Origin of the sequence: Enterobacter cloacae complex sp. P29RS (assembly GCF_014893445.1) — a bacterium.
GTDB lineage: Bacteria > Pseudomonadota > Gammaproteobacteria > Enterobacterales > Enterobacteriaceae > Enterobacter > Enterobacter intestinihominis.
This window is the reverse complement of the sequence record NZ_JADBPZ010000007.1, coordinates 159,434-180,376: the sequence shown is the minus strand read 5'-3', so window position 1 is coordinate 180,376 and position 20,943 is coordinate 159,434. Positions and strand designations below refer to the sequence as shown.

The 20,943-nt window shown below is 54.9% G+C and carries 23 protein-coding genes; 7 read left to right on the top strand and 16 right to left on the bottom strand.

Translation table 11 applies throughout. From position 1 onward, the window contains the following. Nucleotides 1–502: 502 nt before the first annotated feature. Entirely contained in the window at nucleotides 503–835 is a 333-nt protein-coding gene (locus IM282_RS07575) for a hypothetical protein (protein WP_023300105.1), read from the bottom strand. Between the two features lie 444 nt (nucleotides 836–1,279). Here IM282_RS07575 and IM282_RS07570 point away from each other — a divergent pair, with 444 nt between their 5' ends. Continuing rightward, entirely contained in the window at nucleotides 1,280–1,828 is a 549-nt protein-coding gene (locus IM282_RS07570; protein WP_058676647.1) for a GNAT family N-acetyltransferase, read from the top strand. Here the strand turns inward: IM282_RS07570 and IM282_RS07565 are convergent. The 8 genes from IM282_RS07565 to sad all read right to left on the bottom strand — a co-directional run bounded on the left by IM282_RS07565 (nucleotide 1,816) and on the right by sad (nucleotide 10,585). Beyond that, nucleotides 1,816–2,730: a bestrophin family protein gene (locus IM282_RS07565; protein WP_003857155.1), complete on the bottom strand. Its 915-nt coding sequence runs from the start codon at nucleotides 2,728–2,730 to the stop codon at nucleotides 1,816–1,818. The two genes, IM282_RS07570 and IM282_RS07565, sit on opposite strands and share 13 nt — an antisense overlap. 202 nt (nucleotides 2,731–2,932) lie before the next feature. Beyond that, the gene (locus IM282_RS07560; RefSeq protein ID WP_022648117.1) at nucleotides 2,933–4,384 is read right to left on the bottom strand and encodes a tagaturonate reductase; all 1,452 of its coding nucleotides are present in this window, start codon (nucleotides 4,382–4,384) and stop codon (nucleotides 2,933–2,935) included. A 116-nt stretch (nucleotides 4,385–4,500) separates the two neighbouring features. Then, a complete protein-coding gene (locus IM282_RS07555) occupies nucleotides 4,501–5,028 on the bottom strand; it encodes a GNAT family N-acetyltransferase (RefSeq protein WP_192970288.1) in 528 nt (175 codons plus the stop codon). Nucleotides 5,029–5,110: 82 nt separating this feature from the next. Then, nucleotides 5,111–6,076 carry a sensor domain-containing diguanylate cyclase gene (locus IM282_RS07550; RefSeq protein WP_022648115.1) on the bottom strand — a complete coding sequence of 322 codons (966 nt, stop codon included), beginning with the start codon at nucleotides 6,074–6,076 and terminating at the stop codon, nucleotides 5,111–5,113. A 58-nt stretch (nucleotides 6,077–6,134) separates the two neighbouring features. Continuing rightward, on the bottom strand, nucleotides 6,135–6,497 hold the full coding sequence (locus IM282_RS07545) for a DUF4186 domain-containing protein (protein WP_022648114.1): 363 nt from the start codon (nucleotides 6,495–6,497) through the stop codon (nucleotides 6,135–6,137). Then, nucleotides 6,497–7,423, bottom strand: a complete 927-nt coding sequence (gene glsB, locus IM282_RS07540) for a glutaminase B (protein ID WP_003857165.1) — start codon at nucleotides 7,421–7,423, stop codon at nucleotides 6,497–6,499. The genes IM282_RS07545 and glsB overlap by 1 nt, the downstream gene beginning before the upstream one ends. Nucleotides 7,424–7,485: 62 nt before the next feature. Beyond that, on the bottom strand, nucleotides 7,486–9,075 hold the full coding sequence (locus IM282_RS07535; protein WP_023300101.1) for a methyl-accepting chemotaxis protein: 1,590 nt from the start codon (nucleotides 9,073–9,075) through the stop codon (nucleotides 7,486–7,488). 127 nt (nucleotides 9,076–9,202) lie between these two features. Continuing rightward, a complete protein-coding gene (sad, locus tag IM282_RS07530) occupies nucleotides 9,203–10,585 on the bottom strand; it encodes a succinate-semialdehyde dehydrogenase (RefSeq protein ID WP_192970287.1) in 1,383 nt (460 codons plus the stop codon). A gap of 99 nt (nucleotides 10,586–10,684) precedes the next feature. On the opposite strand from sad, the gene IM282_RS07525 reads away from it, so the two are divergent. Further along, entirely contained in the window at nucleotides 10,685–11,563 is an 879-nt protein-coding gene (locus tag IM282_RS07525; protein WP_022648110.1) for a LysR family transcriptional regulator, read from the top strand. Here IM282_RS07525 and IM282_RS07520 read toward each other — a convergent pair. The 3 genes from IM282_RS07520 to IM282_RS07510 form a co-directional block, all read right to left on the bottom strand. Further along, nucleotides 11,517–11,999: a GNAT family N-acetyltransferase gene (locus IM282_RS07520; RefSeq protein ID WP_032622224.1), complete on the bottom strand. Its 483-nt coding sequence runs from the start codon at nucleotides 11,997–11,999 to the stop codon at nucleotides 11,517–11,519. The genes IM282_RS07525 and IM282_RS07520 overlap by 47 nt on opposite strands. Nucleotides 12,000–12,061: 62 nt before the next feature. After that, nucleotides 12,062–12,874, bottom strand: coding sequence for a PhzF family phenazine biosynthesis protein (locus IM282_RS07515; RefSeq protein WP_192970286.1), 813 nt, complete (start codon nucleotides 12,872–12,874; stop codon nucleotides 12,062–12,064). Between the two features lie 22 nt (nucleotides 12,875–12,896). Beyond that, on the bottom strand, nucleotides 12,897–13,685 hold the full coding sequence (locus tag IM282_RS07510; RefSeq protein WP_063137745.1) for a PhzF family phenazine biosynthesis protein: 789 nt from the start codon (nucleotides 13,683–13,685) through the stop codon (nucleotides 12,897–12,899). Nucleotides 13,686–13,861: 176 nt separating this feature from the next. On the opposite strand from IM282_RS07510, the gene IM282_RS07505 reads away from it, so the two are divergent. Then, nucleotides 13,862–15,058 (top strand): sugar transporter, encoded by a 1,197-nt coding sequence (locus tag IM282_RS07505; RefSeq protein ID WP_022648106.1) that lies wholly within the window; start codon nucleotides 13,862–13,864, stop codon nucleotides 15,056–15,058. Between the two features lie 93 nt (nucleotides 15,059–15,151). Here IM282_RS07505 and IM282_RS07500 read toward each other — a convergent pair whose 3' ends face one another. Next, nucleotides 15,152–15,817 (bottom strand): MarC family NAAT transporter, encoded by a 666-nt coding sequence (locus IM282_RS07500; RefSeq protein ID WP_022648105.1) that lies wholly within the window; start codon nucleotides 15,815–15,817, stop codon nucleotides 15,152–15,154. A 256-nt stretch (nucleotides 15,818–16,073) separates the two neighbouring features. Here IM282_RS07500 and marR point away from each other — a divergent pair, with 256 nt between their 5' ends. The 3 genes from marR to marB are packed head-to-tail and all read left to right on the top strand — an operon-like array spanning nucleotide 16,074 to nucleotide 17,157. After that, complete coding sequence (marR, locus tag IM282_RS07495) at nucleotides 16,074–16,508, top strand: multiple antibiotic resistance transcriptional regulator MarR (RefSeq protein WP_020884159.1); 435 nt, start codon at nucleotides 16,074–16,076, stop codon at nucleotides 16,506–16,508. Between the two features lie 20 nt (nucleotides 16,509–16,528). Next, nucleotides 16,529–16,909: an MDR efflux pump AcrAB transcriptional activator MarA gene (marA, locus tag IM282_RS07490; RefSeq protein WP_001303241.1), complete on the top strand. Its 381-nt coding sequence runs from the start codon at nucleotides 16,529–16,531 to the stop codon at nucleotides 16,907–16,909. 32 nt (nucleotides 16,910–16,941) lie between these two features. Further along, a complete protein-coding gene (gene marB / locus IM282_RS07485; RefSeq protein ID WP_023300098.1) occupies nucleotides 16,942–17,157 on the top strand; it encodes a multiple antibiotic resistance protein MarB in 216 nt (71 codons plus the stop codon). Nucleotides 17,158–17,195: 38 nt separating this feature from the next. Here marB and eamA read toward each other — a convergent pair whose 3' ends face one another. Beyond that, entirely contained in the window at nucleotides 17,196–18,095 is a 900-nt protein-coding gene (gene eamA / locus IM282_RS07480) for an O-acetylserine/cysteine exporter (RefSeq protein ID WP_023330139.1), read from the bottom strand. Nucleotides 18,096–18,288: 193 nt separating this feature from the next. Here eamA and ydeE point away from each other — a divergent pair, with 193 nt between their 5' ends. After that, on the top strand, nucleotides 18,289–19,506 hold the full coding sequence (ydeE, locus tag IM282_RS07475; protein ID WP_023300096.1) for an efflux MFS transporter YdeE: 1,218 nt from the start codon (nucleotides 18,289–18,291) through the stop codon (nucleotides 19,504–19,506). A 46-nt stretch (nucleotides 19,507–19,552) separates the two neighbouring features. Here ydeE and zinT read toward each other — a convergent pair whose 3' ends face one another. Beyond that, complete coding sequence (zinT, locus tag IM282_RS07470) at nucleotides 19,553–20,191, bottom strand: metal-binding protein ZinT (RefSeq protein ID WP_023306187.1); 639 nt, start codon at nucleotides 20,189–20,191, stop codon at nucleotides 19,553–19,555. Between the two features lie 52 nt (nucleotides 20,192–20,243). Further along, entirely contained in the window at nucleotides 20,244–20,942 is a 699-nt protein-coding gene (gene urtE, locus IM282_RS07465) for an urea ABC transporter ATP-binding subunit UrtE (protein ID WP_023300094.1), read from the bottom strand. Nucleotide 20,943: the final 1 nt, after the last annotated feature.

Below are 20,943 nucleotides of genomic sequence, written 5' to 3'. Positions count from 1 at the left end.
ATCATGTTCAACCTATTATTAATTCATATTTTATATAAGAATCAACAAATATGGTTATGATATTGTAATCATTTTTTGATATCATGCACTTTAACTTCAGTGAACATTTGTAATGATTCCATTCTGCAACACAACAATTTTTATCGGAGTGTACTTTATTTACTTTTAAACCTATTCATCAAGTTAACGCCCCATCGAGTTACTGCTATTAATACAATCAACGCAATAAGAAACCTTGATATAATCCCTGGCCGTGATACTTCGTCAAACTCAAGAACTTCAGCGTATTTCAAAAGGGTAAATGCGATAATGAAAAAAAATAAGTAAATTAGGAAATTTAAAAATTGTTTCATGCTTAACCCGATACTTGTGATTACATTAACTTTATCAAAAATAATAGCTCATCATGACTACTTCGAATAATCATTAAATATCGAAACACCTAGAATAACATTCAGTTATAATGAGCTTTTAAATTATTATCACACACAACTCAAATTACTTACCAACGGCATTGTCCGGGGCCGTTGTAATTATTACTTTTATCTTTACTACCACGATCTGAAAAACTATCTTTTGTGCACTGGCCAGCTATAGCTCCACCAATTACCCCAGCGGTCATACCCACTGGCCCCCCAGGAGAGCCGGCGATTAGACCACCGATGATTCCTGCGCCGCATGAGTCAACGCCCTTGTAAATAGAGCCATTGTTTCCTTTTGAATTACCAGATTTAGAGCTGGTGTTACGACTACCGGCACCTTCATAATTACCGCTTCCATTGCCGCCACTTACTAATGCTATCTCATTAAGGCTTAATGCTCTTATATTCGACATAAATCATCTCCATTTAATTTACTTTTGCATTTTGTGCTAAAAAAATATCTTACATTACTTAATGTAAAGAAAGTGTATTTATGTAAGCAAATGTAAATAAGCTATTGAACTTCGTAAACCGTAGCTCCATTTGGGAGCAGTTCAGCTCCTGCATGGGCAGGCCTATAACACGAAATCGACCTGGAGGTACGGTAATGTTCAGGCATCTTTTCTGACGTCCAGCGCGCAATCACTTCTGCGTCGTAACAGATTTTACAGCCATGGCGCATCGCTTCGTTACGGACGTGCCAGAGTGTTTCGGCTTCTTCGGGCCTGGCTTTTCTTGGCATTACATACTCCTTTATGGATAAATCTGAATAACAAAAGCACGACCAACTGGAATGTGATATTGATGAAATATCAGAACCCAAACAAATGATAACGCTCAAATATGGAGATCACCGGATGACGATACCCACGCTTACGACAGAACGCTTATTACTTAAACCCCTTGTTGCCGCCGATGCCGTCCAGATCCAGCAACGCTATCCGCGCTGGGAAATTGTCCGCTATATGGTGGCTTCAGTCCCCTGGCCCTACCCGGAAAACGGTGCAGAAAATTATGTCAACAACGTTGCACTGCCCGACATGGCCAAAGGGATTGCGTGGTTCTGGACGATTCGCCGTCGCGAAGCGCCTGACGAACTGATGGGGTTGATTTGCCTGTATGACGTGGAGGACAACAACCGGGGCTTCTGGCTCGCGCCGGAATTTCAGGGACAGGGATTTATGCGTGAGGCGAGTATCGCGGCAACGGATTACTGGTTCAATACGCTTAACAAAGCGGTGTTACGCGCGCCGAAAGCGGCGGCCAACAGCCGCTCCCGACGTATTTCAGACAGCAGCGGCATGCGACTCATCAGGACAGAGAAGAAAGCCTATGTCAGCGGCCTGCTGGATTCGGAGCTGTGGGAAATCACCCGCGACGAGTGGAATGCCCGTCAGGTCAGCTGATAATGCTTATCCGGCATTAGCCTTTCAGGGATGTTCTCTTCATCGTTCATCTGCAACAGATCGCGCTCCATCATGTTGCAGATGGCGTCCAGCGGCAGATCGTTATCTTCCGTCCCAAACGGATCTTCCAGCTCTTCCGCCAGCGTATCAAGCGAGATAAAAGTGTAGGAAATCAGCGCAGAGACAAAGGGCGTCATGTAATGCAGATCAACAACCAGCGCAAACGGCAGCATGATGCAGAACAAATACACCGTCCGGTGCAGGATCAGCGTATAGGCAAACGGGACTGGCGTATTGGCGATACGCTCACAGCCTGCCAGCACGATGGACATATCGTTCAGGCGGTTGTTGAGGCTGTGAAACAGGATGTCTGAAAGGTGCCCGCTGCGCCGCCGCACGGCCAGCCACTCCCCCATGATCAGCAGGATACGGTTCGCCGGCGAGTTGGCATCCATCACTTTGCGTAAATCGTCTGGAGCCAGATAGCGGGACAGTTGATCGGCATTGGTTTCTCTGCGCAGTGTCATACGCAGACAGTTAGCAAACGCGATTTGCAGGCGTACAAACTCTCCAAGATGTTTATCATCCGGCAAGGTGTTTTTTACCTCGCGAAACAGCGAGCGCGCCGCTATCATCAACTGCCCCCAAAGCAGACGCGCCTCAACGTAGCGCGAATAACAGGCGTTATTGCGAAATCCCAGGAAGATGGCGATAGCCACGCCCAGAATGCTGAACGGCGCGACGGTAAAGCGGATACCCAGCGAGGTGTACCACGGCAGCATGACAATCACGGCGATGGAAAGCAGGAAGTTAAGCAGCAGTCGGGTATAAATTTTGGGAAGTACCGAACCATGCCAGACAAAAATCAGTTGCAGCCAGTGCTGTTGAGGACGAACAATCATAATCAGCTTCAGAAAAGTAAAGAGCGCGGCTATTAAACGTGATCCTCATCACGGTTGCAAGCATGTTAATAGTTCATTGCATTTTCTGACCTGTTAAGCCCTGAGCGCACGGTGCTGCCTGTGCTTTTTTAAAAAAAGGACGTATAGTATGTTGTAACTAATAATGGTCTGTAAAAAACCCGGCAAACGCCGGGCATTATGATTAGCAGAGCGGTTTCACCGCCTCGCGCATGCCTTTGCTTAAAATTGCTTCCAGATCCTGCGCAACCTGGTCTACCAGTCCGTTCACCAGAGTGAGATCCTGTTCCCAGTGCTCGCTCACGCTTAACACCGACGATACCAGTTCACGGGTAGTGACTTGTTTGTCGTGATGTTGCGTCCACAGCTGCTGGTAACGTTCAAGCCAGTGCGCATCGTCCTGCACCGGATAGCGCTCACCGTTGCGCTCGGCACGGTAAAATGCAATCAGCGCCGCCAGGGCAAAGGTCAGACGTGCTGGCAGTTCACCGGTCGCCTTCTGCCCTGCCAGCAGTTGCGGCAGAATGCGGGTGCGGTACTTGGTCATCCCGTTCAGTGCAATCGACAGCAGCTGATGCTTAATATACGGATTACGGAAACGCCCCGTTACGGCACTGGCGAAGGAGTGCAGCTCATCGCGCGGCAGATCCAGGACCGGAATAATCTCTTCATAAATAGCCTTCTCTACGAACGCGCAAATCTCCCCGTCGTTCATGGCTTCCCCTACCGTATCCAGCCCGGCCTGAAAAGCGACCGGAACCAGCGCCGTGTGTGCGCCGTTGAGGATCGCCACCTTACGCTCTTTATAAGGCTTGATATCGTCAACAATCAGGACGTTGAGCGGGTATTTATCCAGGCGCAATTCAGCTGAAAGTGATTTTGGCCCCTGAATAACAAACAGATAGAAATGTTCTGCCGTGTCGAGGAAGCTGTCGTGATAGCCCAGCCCGGCTTCCAGCTCTGCCACCTCATCACGCGGATAGCCGGTAACAATGCGGTCAACTAGCGTCGAGCAGAAGGTGTTAGCGTTATTCAGCCACGCAATGAATGCCGCTGGCAGCGCCCACTCCTGTGCATAGCGCAGCACCAGTTCACGCAGGGCATCGCCGTTATAGTCGATAAGCTCACAAGGAATGATGATCCAGCCTTTATCCGCAGCCCCGTTAAAGTGGGTAAAGCGTTCGAACAGCAGACGCGTCAGTTTGGCCGGATAGCTGACAGCTGGCGCATCGTCAAACTTATCGCCCGCGTGATAGCCGATCCCCGCCTCCGTGGTATTGGAGAAGACAAACCGCATCTCCGGATTATGGGCGAGTTTCAGGAATTCATCGTACTGGCTGTAGACGCTGATTTCACGATTCACGGAACGAATAAGACGCGCATCGCTTACCGCATCCCCCTCCTCATTCAGACCACGAATAATCGTGGTATACAGACCATCCTGGGTGCTCAGCGACGGCGGAAAATCACTCTGGATCGGCCGTACAATCACCACACCTGCATTGAGATCGGTATGCTCGTTTAAGAGGTCGATTTGCCAGTCAACGAACGCGCGGAGGAAGTTACCTTCGCCAAACTGGATGATACGTTCAGGGTAGCGCGCACCGGGGAAATCACGACGGTTGAGTGTGTTCACAATGGAGGTCCTTTATAATTAGTCATACAGCCTGATAAGATTGGTGTGATAACTTATCAAAACTTCAGGACCAGAACCCCTGTCTGGATCAACTCAGGACGCGATGGTGAAAAATATCAAAGAAATTTATAGAACACCGAGGTCGCCGTCATGTCCCCGTTCGGCATCAGGGCGTAGCGTGGGATCTCCCCCGCCTTTTGCCAGCCCGCTCTCTGATAAAACGTCTCCGCGCCGCTGCCGGTCGAGGTATCAAGCACCAGCACCGTAAGCGCTTTTTCACGCGCAACCGCCTCCACGGCTTCCATCAGCGCCATTGCCGCACCTTTACGGCGCGCCTTCTCATGTACCAGAAGTTTCGCGACATCTGCGCGGTGCGGCTGGTTTTCCGGCTGGTCGGTGATCAGCTGGACCGTGCCAACCAGCCCCTGCTCCGCGTCAAAACAGCCCAGGACGGTACGCTCGTCGCGCCCGACGCTGTCTGCGACGCCGAGCCAGAAGGTTTGGGCTTTCTCGGGAGAAAAAGGCAGCATAAAGCTGACGGAGGCGCCGCCGTTTACACAGTTGACGAGGATATCGCTCAGGGCATCAATGTGGCTGAGGATGTCCTGTCGGGAGAGAGGTTTAATCAGCATGGGAGAGTTCATTGCGCGTCCTTAGGTTGAATCTCTCCACTTTGCTATTAACATTTTTGTTACGCAATAAGTGATGACATAGGATTTCGTTATGTCATTTTTCGCCGTGATGTTGCCGCTTCATGGCGTACATTTGCGCATCCGCGTGTTTTAACCATGCCTGCATATCGTTGCGGTGATGATCGAACTCGCTCAGCCCCCAGGAGAACTGTAACGACCAGGGATGCAGCTGACGCGCGTTATACTTCTCCGTTTGTTCGACGAGATACTGCATGGCGATCCAGGCGCCAGGCTCATCGGTATCCGCAAACAGCACCGCGAACTCATCTCCCCCGAAACGCACCAGCATATCGGCCTCGCGGAATGAGGAGCGCATCAGGGCGGCCATCGCTTTCAGGGCTTTGTCGCCCTCCTGATGCCCGAAGCGATCGTTAATGGTTTTGAAATGGTCCAGATCCAGCCAGCCAAGCGTTAACGGTTCTGCCCTACGCTGCGAAACCGACAGTGCAAACTGCGCAAACTGGTTAAACCCGCGTCGGTTAAACAGGCCCGTGAGTTCATCGGTCGTGGCGGCGCTAACGGCTGCAAATTCATCTTCTGCCAGCGCGCTGAGATCGGCCAGTACGGCGGAATCCGCCGCAGTAAACTCACGCGGTGCGTAATCAATGAGACACAACGATCCTACGCACGCCCCGTCACGTAAACGCAGCGGGAAACCGGCATAAAAGCGCACGCCCGGATCTCCCGCCACCTGCGGATTATCCGCAAAGCGTTCGTCCAGCAGCGTGTCAGCCACCACCAGCGGCGCGTCACCCAGGATCGTATGACCACAAAACGAGAGATCGCGAGGCTGGCTGGCAAGTGCCCGCCCGTCGGCAGATTTCACGATCGCAGCGTGGTCATCCACCAGCGTAATCATCGCCAGCGGCACCCTGAAAAAGCGTGTTGCCAGCCGCGTGAGACGATCAAACGCGGGATAATTGTCGATCTCAAGCAGACCGGACTCGCGCAGCGCATTCATGCGCTCCGTTTCATTCACGGGAATTAGAGGTGCTTTCATGACGTCTCCTGACGCTGAGCATTAGTAAAAGCGTAGCTTAAACAGAGACATTGTCAGTTCAGGAGGCACGATTTACCTCAATGACCAGCCAATGATGGATCACGTTGACGATATACTGTTGCTGCTGCGCACTCAGCGGCACGCCCTGCGGGATAGCATGCCACTTAGCCAGACAGCCCCGACAGCAGGTTGCCGTGGCATGCTGGGCGATAAAAACCGGATGGCCACGCATCGGCGTCTGCTTACCGTCATTCACCGGGTGTGCAGGCGCCAGCCGCGCGGCGACAAAATCAGCGGCATGCTTATCGATAGTGTCCGCGCCCTTATCCCAGCAGTATTGCCGCTCTTTCATCCCTAAATGAAATCGTGAACGAAACGTGGAGCGAGCCAGGCGCGTGAACAGAGGATCTAACGTGGACATCAGTATACGGACCGTCCAAGGCGTTTGGTCAGCTGTTCCAGCGCCGCGACGCCCGCCAGTGAGTTGCCGGTCTCGTCCAGTTCCGGGCTCCAGACGGCAATCGCCATCTCGTGCGGAACAATGGCCACAACGCCGCCGCCAACGCCGGATTTAGCCGGCAGCCCCACGCGCCAGGCAAACTCCCCGGCGTTCTGATACATTCCGCTGGTTGCCATTAAGGCGTTGATCTGCCGGGCCTGCATCGGGGAGACAACGTCCTCGCCCAGATGCGGGGCATGGCCCTGATGCGCCAGAAACAGAAAAGTCTGCGCCAGTTCAACGCAGTTCATCTTCAGGGCGCAGTAATGAAAATAGTTTTGCAGAACCGTGGCGACATCATTATGAAAGTTGCCGAAGGACTTCATCAGCCAGGCGATGGCGGCGTTACGTGCAGAGTGTTCAAACTCAGAGCGCGCTACCACCGGATCGTAGGCGATGTCCTGCACGCCGGAAAGCTGCCGCACAATCTGGAGCATACGCTGGCGCGGCGCGCTCAGACGGCTTTGCAGCATATCGCACACCACCAGCGCCCCGGCGTTGATAAACGGGTTGCGCGGCTTACCCTGTTCGATTTCAAGCTGGAGAAGGGAGTTGAAGGGCTGACCGGAGGGATCTTTGCCCACCCGCTGCCAGATCTCCTGCTCGTCATACTGGCGCATGGCGGCAACGAGGCTAAGCACTTTTGAGATCGACTGAATTGAAAAGCGCTCCAGTGCATCTCCCGCCTGAAAACGCTGCCCGTCGACAGTACAAATGGCGATGCCGAGCTTATTACCGCTGATCGAGGCCAGCGCGGGAATGTAATCGGCAACCTTACCCTGCCCCAGTAACGGACGAACCTGCGCCAGAATCTCGTCCAGCATCTCATTATGGATGACCGCAGCCACACTTTGCTCCTTGCCCTCAGGCTAAAACGGGCTGCGAGTATAACAGAGGCTTATACGTCACGTCAGGCAGGGAGACGAAAACGCGAGACGGCCTGCAACAAAAGATCTGACTCCCGATGCAGGCGCTCAGAGGCATTCGACGCTTCGCTAACCAGCACATCTGTCTGACGCGATACCTGATTCAGCGCCTGAAGTTGGCGCGTCATCTGATGAATGCTTTCCCCCTGATTTAGAGTGGCCAGCGAAATATCATTCAGCAGGCTACTCAGATTGGCCACCAGCCCGGTGACCTGCTGGAGATTTTCTTCCAGACGGTTTACCACCTGAGAACCTTCTTCAATGCCCTGTAGCGAGTGGTTAATTAGCGACTGGATGGTTTGCGTAGAGTGACTGCTTTTTCTGGCCAGCAGCCCCACTTCACGGGCGACCACCGCGAACCCGCGCCCCTGTTCTCCCGCATGGGCGGCTTCAATGGCAGCGTTGAGGGCCAGAATATTGGTCTGAAACGCCACGCTGTCGATCATGGCGACGATCCCACGCATCTCTGAGGATCGGTCGACGATCGTCTGCATTGAGCCATTTACCGCTGTCATCATTTGCTCCCCGCCGACGGCAGCCTGTCGGGCTTCATCCGCGCGCGAGCGGGCGAGTTTTGCATAACCCGTGTTCCCCTCAACGTGGGTTTCGAGATCGGCGATATGCGCCGTCACCTCCTCCAGCTCTTTGGCCTGTCGCGTGGACTGCTGATAAAGCTTCTGGTTCCCCTGCGCAAGTGACCCGATATTTTCGACCATAGAGGTCGTGGCCTCGCTGACCTGAGTCACCAGTTGCTGGAGCCCGCGCTGCATGGCGGTAATACTGCCGCTGAGCTGGCTGATTTCACGGTTAAAACGCACAACGTCAGGGGGTATTCCCGACAAATCCCCTGCCGCAAGCTGGTTAATATGGACAATCAGACGGCGTAGCGGGGATATCACCCATTTCGCCATTGCAAACCAGACGGCAATGGCAATAGCCAGCAACACCAGCGGCGCAAACAGGAACAGCCGTTGCAGGCCTGAGAGTTGTTCCATGAGCGACTGACGCCCCTGTATCGCCTGCTTCTCACTCCGTTGCTGATAACGTGCAAAGTTGTCATTAAAATCGGTCTGAAACGCCTGGGCGGGTACGGCGAAAAAGAGGTCGATGCTGTTGGTTTTCACCAGCCCTTCCGCCTGCTCGCTAATGGCACCGAAGAACAGCTGATAGCTATTAACAAGCCCCTCGTCCTGCGGAGGATTAAGCGCGAGCCAGGCTTGCCATGCCTGCTGAGACGCCGCCAGGGATTTTTGCGCCTCGTCCATCAGGCTATGCCAGCTCCCTTCCGAACCGGTCTCTTTATCCTGCATAAAGTACACCCCGGAGCGGTTGAGCAGATCGCTCGCCGCAAGCAGCGAAATACGCGCCTGATCCAGTCTGCTCTGTTGCTGCCAGGCCAGCTGATTGCGCTGTTCGTTACGCTGGGCTTGATTCAGGGAAGCGGTAAGCAGGAAGGAGGATGAAAGTTGCAGGGCGGAGAAAAGGCCGATAATACAAAAGATGCCGGTCAGCAGGCCAAACTGACGAGGAAAAAAGCGCTGCGCAAGACGACGAAAAATTTGCGTTAGGTTCATAATTTTCTTCTGTAACAATACGTTAGACGCGAGCGAGTCTACGAAACGAAAATGACAGAACCATTGCAAAATAATGACAGGAAACGTGAATTGCCGGGTAGCGGCCTTGCCCTACCCGGCATCAACATTACACGCGATCCTTCCAGACCGTCTGAACGTTACAGAACTCATGCAGACCGAAATGTGAAAGCTCTCGCCCGAAGCCGCTCTTCTTCACTCCGCCAAACGCAACGCGCGCATCGCTTGCGCTGTAGCCATTGATAAAGACTCCGCCGCACTCCAGCTCGCGAGAGAAGGTTTCAGCCAGCGCATCGTTCGCGGTAAAGACCGTCGCTGATAAGCCAAAGTCGCTGTCGTTAGCCAGCTGCAACGCGTGCGACGCATCATTGGCGACGGTAATCGCAGCCACCGGGCCAAACAGCTCCTGACGGAAGGCCGTCATCTGTGGGGTGACGTCGCCGAGTACGGTTGGCGCATAAAAGTTACCGGTCCCGGCACGCTTCTCGCCGCCGAGCAGCAGGGTCGCCCCTTCCGCCAGCGTAGCCTGTACCTGCTGATGCAGTTCATCGCGAAGATCAAATCGCGCCATCGGGCCAATATAGTTATCTTCCTCATCCGGTGCGCCCATTTTCAGCGCCTTGACCGCGTCAACAAAGCGTTGGGTAAAGGTGTCCGCCACGCCCGCTTCCACAATAAAGCGTTTCGCCGCCGCGCAAACTTGTCCGGTATTCTGATAACGTCCGGCCACGGCCGCGTTCACAGCCAGATCCAGATCGGCATCATTCAGAACGATAAACGGATCGGAGCCGCCCAGCTCCAGCACGCATTTCTTCAGCGCCGCGCCCGCCTGCGCGCCAATTGCCGCACCAGCCCGAACGCTGCCGGTTACGGTCACCGCCGCGATACGCCGATCGTTAATCGCCTGGCTGACGCCGTCATTTGTCGCGTTCACCCAGCCAAAGATCCCCTCCGGGAAACCGGCATCCGCGAACACCTTCCCGATCAGCTCCGCCGAGCCGAGCACATTTGGCGCATGTTTAAGCAGATAGCTGTTCCCTGCCAGCAGGATCGGCACCGCACCGCGCAGCACCTGCCAGAGCGGGAAGTTCCACGGCATCACCGCCAGAATAGGCCCCAGCGGACGGTACTCAATCACCGCATTGTCGACCTGGGTAGATTCCGGGCGCAGCATTGCCGGGCCGTATTCAGCGTACCAGTCGCAAAGGCTGGCGGACTTAGCCACCTCCGCACGCGCCTGCCCAATGGGCTTGCCCATCTCCCGGGAGATAGTCTGCGCCATCTCTTCCGCACGGCTACGCAGCGCCGCACCCAGATCGCGAAGTTTTTGCGCCCGGTGCGCTACGCTTTCGCGTCGCCACTGACGAAAACCGGTATCCGCCTGCGCAATGGCACGTTCAACGTCACCGGACGTTGCCCACGGGTAAGCAGCCAGCGTTTCGCCGGTAGCCGGGTTGACAGAGTGGGCATGGGTAGCAGATGAATACGTCATGAAGTTCTCCATGTAATAACAGTTGATTGATTGTGGCCCACTCTGCTATTTCTTAAAAATGAATAATACTCACCACCTTGTTCACGAATCGAGAACGGTATGGACTTAACACAGCTTGAGATGTTTAACGCCGTCGCACTGACCGGCAGCATTACCCAGGCGGCGCAGAAGGTACACCGGGTGCCGTCAAACCTCACCACCCGCATCCGACAGCTTGAAGCGGATCTCGGTGTGGAGCTGTTTATTCGCGAGAATCAGCGCCTGCGGCTTTCCCCCGCCGGGCACAATTTTTTGCGCTACAGCAAGCAGATCCTGGCGCTGGTCGACGAAGCGCGAATGGTCGTCGCCGGGGATGAACCGCAGGGATTATTCTCGCTCGGCGCGCTGGAAAGTACCGCCGCCGTACGCATTCCGGAAAGTCTGGCGCGGTTTAATCAGCGCTATCCGCGCATTCAGTTTGCGTTGTCCACCGGGCCTTCCGGTACGATGATTGACGGTGTGCTTGAGGGGACGCTCAGCGCCGCCTTTGTCGACGGGCCGCTCTCACACCCCGAACTGGAAGGAATGCCGGTTTACCGGGAAGAGATGATGCTGGTCACCCCTGCGGGTCACGCGGAAGTGTCAAAAGCCACGCAGGTGAGCGGTAGCGAGGTTTATGCCTTTCGCGCCAACTGTTCCTACCGGCGTCATCTGGAGAGCTGGTTTCATGCTGACCGCGTAACGCCGGGAAGGATCCACGAGATGGAGTCCTACCACGGGATGCTCGCCTGCGTGATTGCCGGGGCAGGCATTGCGCTGATGCCCCGCTCCATGCTGGAGAGTATGCCGGGGCATCATCAGGTGGCGGCGTGGCCGCTGGCGGAAAACTGGCGCTGGCTCACCACCTGGCTGGTGTGGCGACGCGGGGCGATGACCCGCCAGCTTGAGGCGTTTATAGGGCTGCTAAACGAACGTCAGCCACCAGTGTCTTCTCCATAAACAGGCTCAGCGGATCCTCGTTGTAGGGGGCAAACGCGGGGCGCCGTTCGTATCCACACTGTTGATACAGACGAATGGCGGCATGTTGTTTGATCCCCGTCTCCAGCCGGACGGTGTGGCAGCAGCGGCTGAGGGCTTCATCTTCCAGCGCCGCCAGTAATTTATCACCCAGCCGTTGCCCGCGATGGGTTGGATCAATATAGACCCGTTTCATTTCCCCGGTCCCGTCCCCGTTCAAAACAACAGCGCCACACCCGACAGCGTTAAGCTGAGTGTCACGAATAATCATCAGGATCAGCGAGTCGTCCGGCAGTTCGGTTAAATCCAGCAGATGATTACTTTCCGCGGGATAGAGAACGCTTTGATAACGGTCCAGCGCCGTAATCAGGGCGAGAATATCTGGATGATGGGCGGATTCAGCGGTAATAGAATACATGGCAGGCTCCTTGTCGTTTTCGTTCAACATACCGCCCGCCCTGTATACCGGCGTCATAGTTTTTAATGATGACCGTAATCCTGGAGACGAAGGAAAATTTTCCCCTTCATATACAGCGTGGCCTGGCCGCCAATCAGCACGCGGTCGCCTTTCAGCTCGCAGCGCAGATCCCCGCCGCGCAAGGAGACCTGGCGGGCCGACATCTGCGTTTTTCCAAGCTTTTCGCTCCAGTACGGGATCAGCATGCTGTGCGCTGATCCCGTCACCGGATCCTCCGGTACCCCTTCCCCCGGGCAGAAGAAGCGGCTGACGAAATCATACTCATCCCCCGGCGCCGTAACGCAGACCATTTTCCCCAGCGGGAGCATGGCTGTGATATCCGGCGTCAGCGCCTCCACCTGCCGCTGGCTGTCGAGCACCACCATGTAGTCACGCCCCACACGCACCTCGTCTGCTGCGTTAATGCCCAGCGCGCTGAACAGCACTGCGGGTGGAGTATCAACAACCTCGGTTGACCACGCCGGGAAATTAAGCGTCAGCCAGTCGCCGCTGCGTTGTACCGTCAGTTCGCCGACAAAGCGCGTGGTGAAGGTGATTTCCGTGTGCGGATAATCCAGGTATTCGAAAATAACGTGAGAAGCCGCGAGGGTTGCGTGGCCGCAGAGGTTAATTTCATCCTGCGTGGTAAACCAGCGCAGTTCAAACCCGTTATCCGTTCGGACAAAGAACGCCGTCTCTGACTGATTATGCTGCTTCGCCATCTTCAGCAACGTCTCATCCGGCAGCCACGCTTCCAGCGGACACACCGCCGCCGCATTGCCGCCGAACGCCCTGTCGCTGAAGGCATCCACCAGATAAAAATCAATTTCCTGCATCGTTGGTTCCTCTTAAATTTATTCAGCGCAGAAATACTGTGCCCTTCAGATACAGCGCCGCCTGCCCGCCCATCCGCACGCGGTCGCCTTTCAGTTCGCAGCGTACGTCGCCACCACGGGCAGAAACCTGACGGGCAAACATCTGTGTTTTGCCAAGCTGTTCACTCCAGTAAGGGATCAGCATGGTGTGCGCGGAGCCGGTGACAGGATCTTCCGGCACGGCCACGCCCGGCGAGAAGAAACGACTGACAAAGTCGTATTCCCCCTCGTCCCGGGCGGTGACGGCCACTTTATGCTCCCCCGGCGTCATGGCGGAGAAATCCGGATTAATGGCTTCCACCTGCTCGCGGCTCTCCAGTACCAGCACCCAGGCGCGGCCTTTTCGCGCCTCGACGTAGTGGCTGATACCGAGTGCGGCGAGCATCTCCGGTGGCGGCGTCTGTGCCTGCGTCGGGCAGGCCGGGAAGTCCAGCGTCATCCAGTCACCTTCACGGCTGACGGTCAGGCGACCAGAAGCGGTGTCAAAATGAAGGCGTGAGTCCGGATAATCCAGTTCGTTAAACAGAACATACGCCGCGGCAAGCGTCGCGTGACCACACAGATTAACCTCGGTGAGCGTGGTGAACCAGCGCAGCTCAATCCCCCCTTTGGTGCACACAAAAAACGCGGTTTCCGACTGGTTATGCTGTTGTGCCATCCGCAGTAACGTCTCATCCGGCAGCCACGCGTCGAGCGGGCACACCGCCGCCGGGTTGCCGCCAAAGGAGGACTCGCTGAACGCATCTACCAGATAAAAATCAATCTCCTGCATTGTGTTACCGCCTGTTTTTGTTGTGTTGTTCTTTATCTTCAATGAAAACAACCGCGTTCGCTACCGCTGCATGAAGGTAAATTTTGTGATTCACATCACATAACGGTTGAGTTTTCGCCGTTTAAGGCTTTAAGATCGTCTCCTCATCTTTCAGGCAACGAATCCCAGATATCCCTATGACAACACACACGGTTTCCCGCAGGGTCGCGTGGCTACGCGTGGTCACGCTCGCCATCGCAGCGTTTATTTTCAACACCACGGAATTTGTTCCGGTTGGGCTGCTGTCCGACATTGCAGCCAGCTTCCATATGGAAACGGCACAGGTTGGCATTATGCTGACCATCTATGCATGGGTGGTAGCGCTGATGTCGCTGCCGTTTATGCTGCTGACCAGCCAGATGGAACGTCGTAAGCTGCTGATTGGGCTGTTTGTGGTGTTCATAGCCAGCCATGTGCTGTCATTTATGGCATGGAACTTTACGGTGCTGGTGATCAGCCGCGTCGGCATCGCGTTTGCCCATGCCGTTTTCTGGTCGATCACCGCATCGCTCGCCATTCGTCTCGCCCCGGCGGGGAAACGCGCCCAGGCGTTGAGCCTGATTGCCACCGGAACGGCGCTGGCGATGGTGTTAGGCCTGCCGATCGGGCGCATTGTGGGTCAATACTTCGGCTGGCGCACCACCTTCTTTGCCATCGGCATGGGGGCGCTGATCACCCTGGTGTGTCTGATCAAACTGCTGCCAAAACTGCCCAGCGAACACTCCGGCTCGCTGAAAAGTCTGCCTCTGCTGATGCGTCGACCGGCGCTGATGAGCATCTATCTGCTGACCGTGATTGTGGTGACCGCCCATTACACGGCCTACAGCTATATTGAGCCGTTTGTTCAGGTTGTGGCGGGCTTTAGCGCTAACTTCGCCACCGTTCTGCTGCTGATCCTGGGCGGCGCGGGGATTATCGGCAGTATCCTGTTCGGGAAGCTGGGCAATAAGCACGCGTCTGCGCTTGTAAGCAGTGCGATTGGCCTGCTGCTGGCGTGCCTGCTGTTACTGATGCCTGCGGCAGGCAGCGAGAGTCATCTGGCGATCCTCAGTCTGTTCTGGGGCGTTGCAATCATGATTATTGGTCTGGGAATGCAGGTCAAAGTGCTGGCGCTGGCCCCGGACGCCACGGACGTAGCGATGTCGCTTTTCTCCGGGATTTTTAATCTGGGAATTGGGGCCGGTGCGCTGGTGGGAAATCAGATCAGCCTGCATGTATCGATGTCGGCCATTGGCTATCTCGGGGCGATTCCGGCGCTGATCGCGCTGATCTGGTCGGTGCTTATCTTCCGTAAATGGCCGGTCGCGATGGAAGAACAGACCAGCCACGGTTGACGTTAGTTGTGCCGGGTGGCGGCTTCGACCTACCCGGCCCAGGTTATTACGGACTTGTAGGCCGGGTAAGCGCAGCGCCACCCGGCGATGTCCTCAGTGATACGTCTTAATGATCTCCAGCACGCCGTTAATAATAAACTGCACGCCCATACAGACCAGCAGGAAGCCCATCAGACGGGAGATAGCTTCAATCCCCCCCTTGCCCACCCAGCGCATAATCGCCCCGGAGCTGCGCAATGACCCCCAGACGATAATGGCGATAAGCGCAAAAATGATCGGCGGCGCAACGGTAATAACCCAGTGCGGAAAAGTCACACCATCACGCACCGTTGAGGCGGAACTGATGATCATCGCAATCGTTCCCGGCCCCGCCGTGCTCGGCATGGCTAACGGCACAAACGCGATATTGGCGCTCGGTTCGCTTTCAAGCTCCTCCGATTTGCTTTTGGCTTCCGGCGATTCATGCGCTTTATGCGCCGGGAACAGCATCCGGAAACCAATAAACGCCACAATCAGCCCACCGGCGATACGCAGACCGGGAATCGAAATACCAAAAGTATTCATCACCAGTTGTCCGGCGTAATAAGCCACCATCATAATCGCGAAGACGTAGACGGAGGCCATCCTCGACTGCTGGTTGCGCTCCGCGCTGTTCATGTTACCCGCCAGCCCCAGAAAGAGCGCCACGGTCGTTAACGGGTTCGCCAGCGGAAGCAACACCACCAGCCCAAGCCCCACTGCTTTAATCAAATCCAACATAATGCACCGCAGTCCTTATCCTTATTCATTACCGCAATTATAGGGGGAAAGTCTCGTCCTGAGCTATCCGCGCAACGTAACCATAATTGTCCCGCGAAACTAATAACCCCAGATTATCTATATGATTTAAAAGCGTACAGAAAAAGTTCCTGAAGCGTTTTAGCATTTCGTGGCATCGGCTGATCCATTCAGTTGACTTATACTTGCCTGAGCAATAATATCTGCCGTGACTAAACTACTTGCCAGGGCAACCATCGTGAAAAGCACCAGTGATCTCTTTAACGACATAATCCCACTGGGTCGTCTTATTCATATGGTTAACCAGAAAAAAGATCGCCTGCTCAATGACTACCTGTCACCGCTGGATATCACCGCAACACAGTTCAAAGTGCTGTGTTCCATTCGCTGCGAAGTGTGTATCACGCCGGTTGAGCTGAAAAAGGTGCTCTCTGTCGATCTGGGTGCGTTAACCCGCATGCTGGATCGTCTCGTCTGCAAAGGATGGATAGAACGAAGCCCTAACCCGAATGACAAACGTGGCGTACTGGTGAAACTGACCAGCGATGGCGCGGCCATGTGTGAGCAATGTCATCAATTAGTAGGACAAACACTGCACCAGGAACTGACAAAAAACTTAACGGCAGATGAAGTGGCAACGCTTGAGCTTTTACTCAAGAAAATCCTGCCGTAAACAGAAAAAGAGGTATGACGATGTCCAGACGCAATACTGACGCTATCACCATTCATAGCATTTTGGACTGGATCGAAGATAACCTGGAATCTCCACTTTCCCTTGAGAAAGTGTCTGAGCGTTCAGGTTACTCAAAATGGCACCTGCAACGGATGTTTAAAAAAGAGACCGGCCATTCATTAGGACAATATATTCGCAGCCGTAAGCTGACGGAGATTGCCCAAAAACTGAAAGAAAGCAATGAGCCGATCCTCTATCTGGCGGAACGCTACGGATTTGAATCGCAACAAACCCTGACGCGTACGTTCAAGAACTACTTTGACGTGCCGCCTCATAAGTACCGTATTACCAGTATGCCGGGTGAATCCCGTTATCTGTATCCGCTAAAACATTGCAGTTAATCATCGCCTGTTAAGACGTAACCGAGGAAATCATGAAATTTATCGTCTCCGCCGCCCTCACCTTGCTGGTGCTGGTTTCCGGCCAGAGCTTCGCGGAGCAAACTCCCAGTGCGGGGCAGCAAAATAATCGTGACACCATGATTATGCCGTCCACGCAAAACCAGTCGCCCTGGGACTTCAATCACATGGGCGCTGGCAGCGACAAATCCGACGAATTAGGCGTGCCGTATTATAATCACGACCTGTAATTCGTTTTTGCCCCGCTAATGCGGGGCTTTTTTCTGCCTTAACTCCGCACCCGCGTCGCCCGACGCACCCGCAAGCCAAAGACGTTGATATACAGCCCGGCCATAATCAGCCCTGCGCCACACAGTTGCAGCGCGCTGAGCGTTTCATCCAGCAACAGGGCGGCGCTGGCAAGCCCGACCACCGGTACCAGCAGCGATAACGGCGCCACGCGCCAGGTTTCATAGCGTCCGAGCAGCGATCCCCAGATGCCGTAGCCAATGATTGAGGCGACTAATGCCAGGTAGATCAGCGACAAAATGGTCGTCAGGTCGATCTCCACCAGGCTTTTCAGCATCACCTGCGGTCCATCCAGAATAAACGACGCGGCCATAAACGGCACAATGGGGATCAACGCGCTCCAGACCACCAGCGACATGATCCCAGGACGCGACTCATGCTGCATTATCAGCTTGTTAAAGATGTTGCCGCACGCCCAGCTCAGCCCCGCCGCCAGGGTGAGCATAAAGCCCAGCAGCGCGACATGCTGACCGTTGAGGCTGCCTTCTATCAGCACCAGCACGCCAAAGACCGCAAGGCTAATGCCCGCCAGCTGTTTGCCCTGCAAACGTTCGCCAAAGACAAACGCGCCGAGAATAATGGTAAAGAAAGCCTGCACCTGAAGCACCAGCGAAGCCAGACCCGCAGGCATACCGAATTTGATAGCGCAAAAAAGAAACGCAAACTGACCAAAGCTGATGGTGAGGCCGTAGCCCAGCAGAAGCTTCAGGGGAATCTTTGGGCGGGCAACGAAAAGCAGCGCCGGGAAGGCCACCAGCAGGAAGCGCAGACCCGCCAGCATGAGTGGAGGCATGTTGTGCAACCCCATTTTGATGACCACAAAATTGAGTCCCCACACCACGACAACCAGTAACGCTAACAGCCCGTCTTTCCGCGTCATTTTCCGCCCCTGAATTATTAAATTTTTGTAAACACTTCAAGGTAACAGAAAAAATACCCCCGCGAGAAGATCATTAATTCTGGTACTGAGGAGAAGCACTTGCGGATAAATTGGGTGCTATACAAGCTGCCGATCCCATGATAATCCTGTAATAACACAACAAAAAAAGCATAAGCATTTGTCGGGCAGGAAAATGAAACCATCAATCAGGCGCTCAACCGCAGCGCTGCTGGCATCGTCATTGTTATTAACAATTGGCCGCGGGGCAACGCTGCCCTTTATGACCATATATCTCACACGCGTGTACGATATGAGCGTGGAGAATATTGGCTATGCCCTTACCGTGGCGTTGACCATTGGCGTGGTGTTTAGCCTGGGGTTTGGCATCCTGGCGGACAAGTTCGACAAAAAACGCTATATGCTGGTCGCCATCGTGGCCTTTATCGCCGGGTTTGTGGCCATTCCGCTGGTGAATAACGTGACGCTGGTGGTGTTGTTCTTTGCCCTGATTAACTGCGCCTATTCCGTCTTCTCAACGGTGCTGAAAGCGTGGTTTGCCGACGTGCTGACCTCCAGCGAAAAGGCGCGCGTTTTCTCACTCAACTACAGTTTCCTGAACATCGGCTGGACGATTGGGCCGCCGGTTGGCACTCTACTGGTGATGTACAGCCTGCAACTGCCGTTCTGGCTGGCGGCCTTCTGCGCCGCACTGCCGCTCGGGTTTATCCATTTCTTTGTGCAGAAAAGCGTAGCGTCTGACAGCGTGGAGGAAAAAGCGCCGTGGCAGCCCTCGGTGCTGCTGAAGGACCGGGCGCTGTTCTGGTACACGCTCTCCGGCCTGCTGGCGTCCTACGTGGGCGGATCGTTCGCCAGCTGCATTTCCCAGTATGTCCTCGCCGCGTATGCGGACAGCGATTTCGCAGAAAAGGTGGTGGCCGTTGTGTTGCCCGTCAACGCGGTGGTGGTGGTCACCCTGCAATACGCGCTTGGCCGCAAGATCTCCGCAAGCAACATCCGCCCGCTAATGACAGCCGCAACGCTCTTTTTCATCCTCGGGCTGGGCGGGTTTATGCTTTCCGGCGAGAACCTGATTTACTGGGGGATTGCGGCGGCGATTTTCACCCTGGGTGAAATTATTTATGCCCCGGGTGAATACATGCTGATCGACAATATCGCCCCGCCGGGCATGAAGGCGAGCTACTTCTCCGCCCAGGCGCTGGGCTGGCTGGGCGCGGCGGCGAACCCGATGATCACCGGGCTCATCCTGACCCATCTGCCGCACTGGTCGTTATTTATTATTATGATGGCCGCCATCATTGCGGCGTGGCTGATGGTTTTGCGCGGGATGCGCGTGAAAAGTGAAGATAGCGTGTCGGGTGGCGCTGCGCTTACCCGACCTACGAAACCCTAATCCCACGCCGGGTAAGGCTAAGCCCCCACCCGGCAAAACCAACAGCCTAGTGGTGCAACATCTCCTCCACCACCTGCTCTTTGTACATCTCGTTCGGGTAGTAGGTCGGCCAGTTATCCATCTCTTTCAGCAGCGCCTCGTGGGAGGTGTTGCCCATAAAGATATGGAAGTGTGAAGAGGCTTTCGGCCCGATGGTATGATCGCTGAACTGCACAAACTTAGGCGCCTGGCTTGCCTTATCCTTACATTCAAACAGGTAGCGCACGCCTTTTTTCCCCGACGCATAGGTCAGAATTTTATAGCCGCTGTAGTCGTAGCGGCAGCTGCTCACCGTTTTGCCTCTGTGGAATTCCATCACGTTGTTTTCAATGCCGATGGCGTCCACGTCCGTCGCGTAGCCCTTACGGTAGTAGGCTTTCACCTCGGCAGCGGATTTTTCCCCCTTCTGCGCTTTCTTTTCGAAAACCGGATCCAGCGAACCATCAAGCAGGAACGGGTAAACGGACTGCCAGGTCCCGTCCCAGTCAGACAGCGTCCTGTCCCTGACGTCTTTATCCTCAAAGACGCCGTTTGCCGCCTTCTGTTCCGCCTCCGTCATCTGATGACCGTGCGAATGGGCAAAAAGCGAGCCGCTTACCAGCAGCGTTCCAAGAGTCAGCGCAATTTTTCCAAGTTGTGCAGCCACAGCAAAACCCTCATTCCGTGTTATAAGAATGAGGATGTTATAGTATAACATTTCAGATCGCAACCAGTCCGCGAACCCCCTCCTGCTCCATGTTCTCACCGCGCCCCTGCTGGACGATGCTGCCGCGCGACATCACCAGATAGCTGTCGGCCAGCTCCGCCGCAAAATCATAAAACTGCTCCACCAGCAGGATCGCCATATCCCCCCGGTTCGCCAGGCTGCGGATCACCTGCCCAATCTCTTTAATCACCGACGGCTGTATACCTTCCGTGGGTTCATCCAGGATCAGTAACCGTGGACGGCTCGCCAGCGCGCGACCAATCGCCAGCTGCTGCTGCTGACCACCGGAAAGATCGCCTCCGCGACGGTGTTTCATCTCCTTCAGCACCGGGAAAAGCTGCCAAATCTCCTCCGGCACGCTCCTTGCGTTTCCCGCGGAGAAGCGCGACAGTCCCATCAGCAGGTTTTCTTCTACGGTCAGACGCGGAAAAATCTCCCGCCCCTGCGGAACATACGCCACGCCGGACTGCACCCGCTGGTGCGGTTTACTGTGAGTGATGGTCTTTCCCTGCCAGACCACCTCCCCGGCTTTCACCGGGATCAGCCCCATCAGGCACCTCAGCAGTGTGGTTTTCCCCACCCCGTTGCGCCCCAGCAGGCAGGTAACTTCCCCGACCACCGCCTCAAAGCTCACCCCGCGCAGAATATGACTTCCGCCGTAGTACTGATTCAGCTCGTTAACCTGTAACATC

Coding starts and splice junctions, on each gene's coding strand:
- IM282_RS07575 (WP_023300105.1), bottom strand. CDS start 835: ATGTCGAATATAAGAGCATTAAGCCTTAATGAGATAGCATTAGTAAGT.
- IM282_RS07570 (WP_058676647.1), top strand. CDS start 1,280: ATGACGATACCCACGCTTACGACAGAACGCTTATTACTTAAACCCCTT.
- IM282_RS07565 (WP_003857155.1), bottom strand. CDS start 2,730: ATGATTGTTCGTCCTCAACAGCACTGGCTGCAACTGATTTTTGTCTGG.
- IM282_RS07555 (WP_192970288.1), bottom strand. CDS start 5,028: ATGAACTCTCCCATGCTGATTAAACCTCTCTCCCGACAGGACATCCTC.
- IM282_RS07550 (WP_022648115.1), bottom strand. CDS start 6,076: ATGAAAGCACCTCTAATTCCCGTGAATGAAACGGAGCGCATGAATGCG.
- IM282_RS07545 (WP_022648114.1), bottom strand. CDS start 6,497: ATGTCCACGTTAGATCCTCTGTTCACGCGCCTGGCTCGCTCCACGTTT.
- IM282_RS07535 (WP_023300101.1), bottom strand. CDS start 9,075: ATGAACCTAACGCAAATTTTTCGTCGTCTTGCGCAGCGCTTTTTTCCT.
- sad (WP_192970287.1), bottom strand. CDS start 10,585: ATGACGTATTCATCTGCTACCCATGCCCACTCTGTCAACCCGGCTACC.
- IM282_RS07525 (WP_022648110.1), top strand. CDS start 10,685: ATGGACTTAACACAGCTTGAGATGTTTAACGCCGTCGCACTGACCGGC.
- IM282_RS07520 (WP_032622224.1), bottom strand. CDS start 11,999: ATGTATTCTATTACCGCTGAATCCGCCCATCATCCAGATATTCTCGCC.
- IM282_RS07515 (WP_192970286.1), bottom strand. CDS start 12,874: ATGCAGGAAATTGATTTTTATCTGGTGGATGCCTTCAGCGACAGGGCG.
- IM282_RS07510 (WP_063137745.1), bottom strand. CDS start 13,685: ATGCAGGAGATTGATTTTTATCTGGTAGATGCGTTCAGCGAGTCCTCC.
- IM282_RS07505 (WP_022648106.1), top strand. CDS start 13,862: ATGACAACACACACGGTTTCCCGCAGGGTCGCGTGGCTACGCGTGGTC.
- IM282_RS07500 (WP_022648105.1), bottom strand. CDS start 15,817: ATGTTGGATTTGATTAAAGCAGTGGGGCTTGGGCTGGTGGTGTTGCTT.
- marA (WP_001303241.1), top strand. CDS start 16,529: ATGTCCAGACGCAATACTGACGCTATCACCATTCATAGCATTTTGGAC.
- marB (WP_023300098.1), top strand. CDS start 16,942: ATGAAATTTATCGTCTCCGCCGCCCTCACCTTGCTGGTGCTGGTTTCC.
- eamA (WP_023330139.1), bottom strand. CDS start 18,095: ATGACGCGGAAAGACGGGCTGTTAGCGTTACTGGTTGTCGTGGTGTGG.
- ydeE (WP_023300096.1), top strand. CDS start 18,289: ATGAAACCATCAATCAGGCGCTCAACCGCAGCGCTGCTGGCATCGTCA.
- urtE (WP_023300094.1), bottom strand. CDS start 20,942: ATGTTACAGGTTAACGAGCTGAATCAGTACTACGGCGGAAGTCATATT.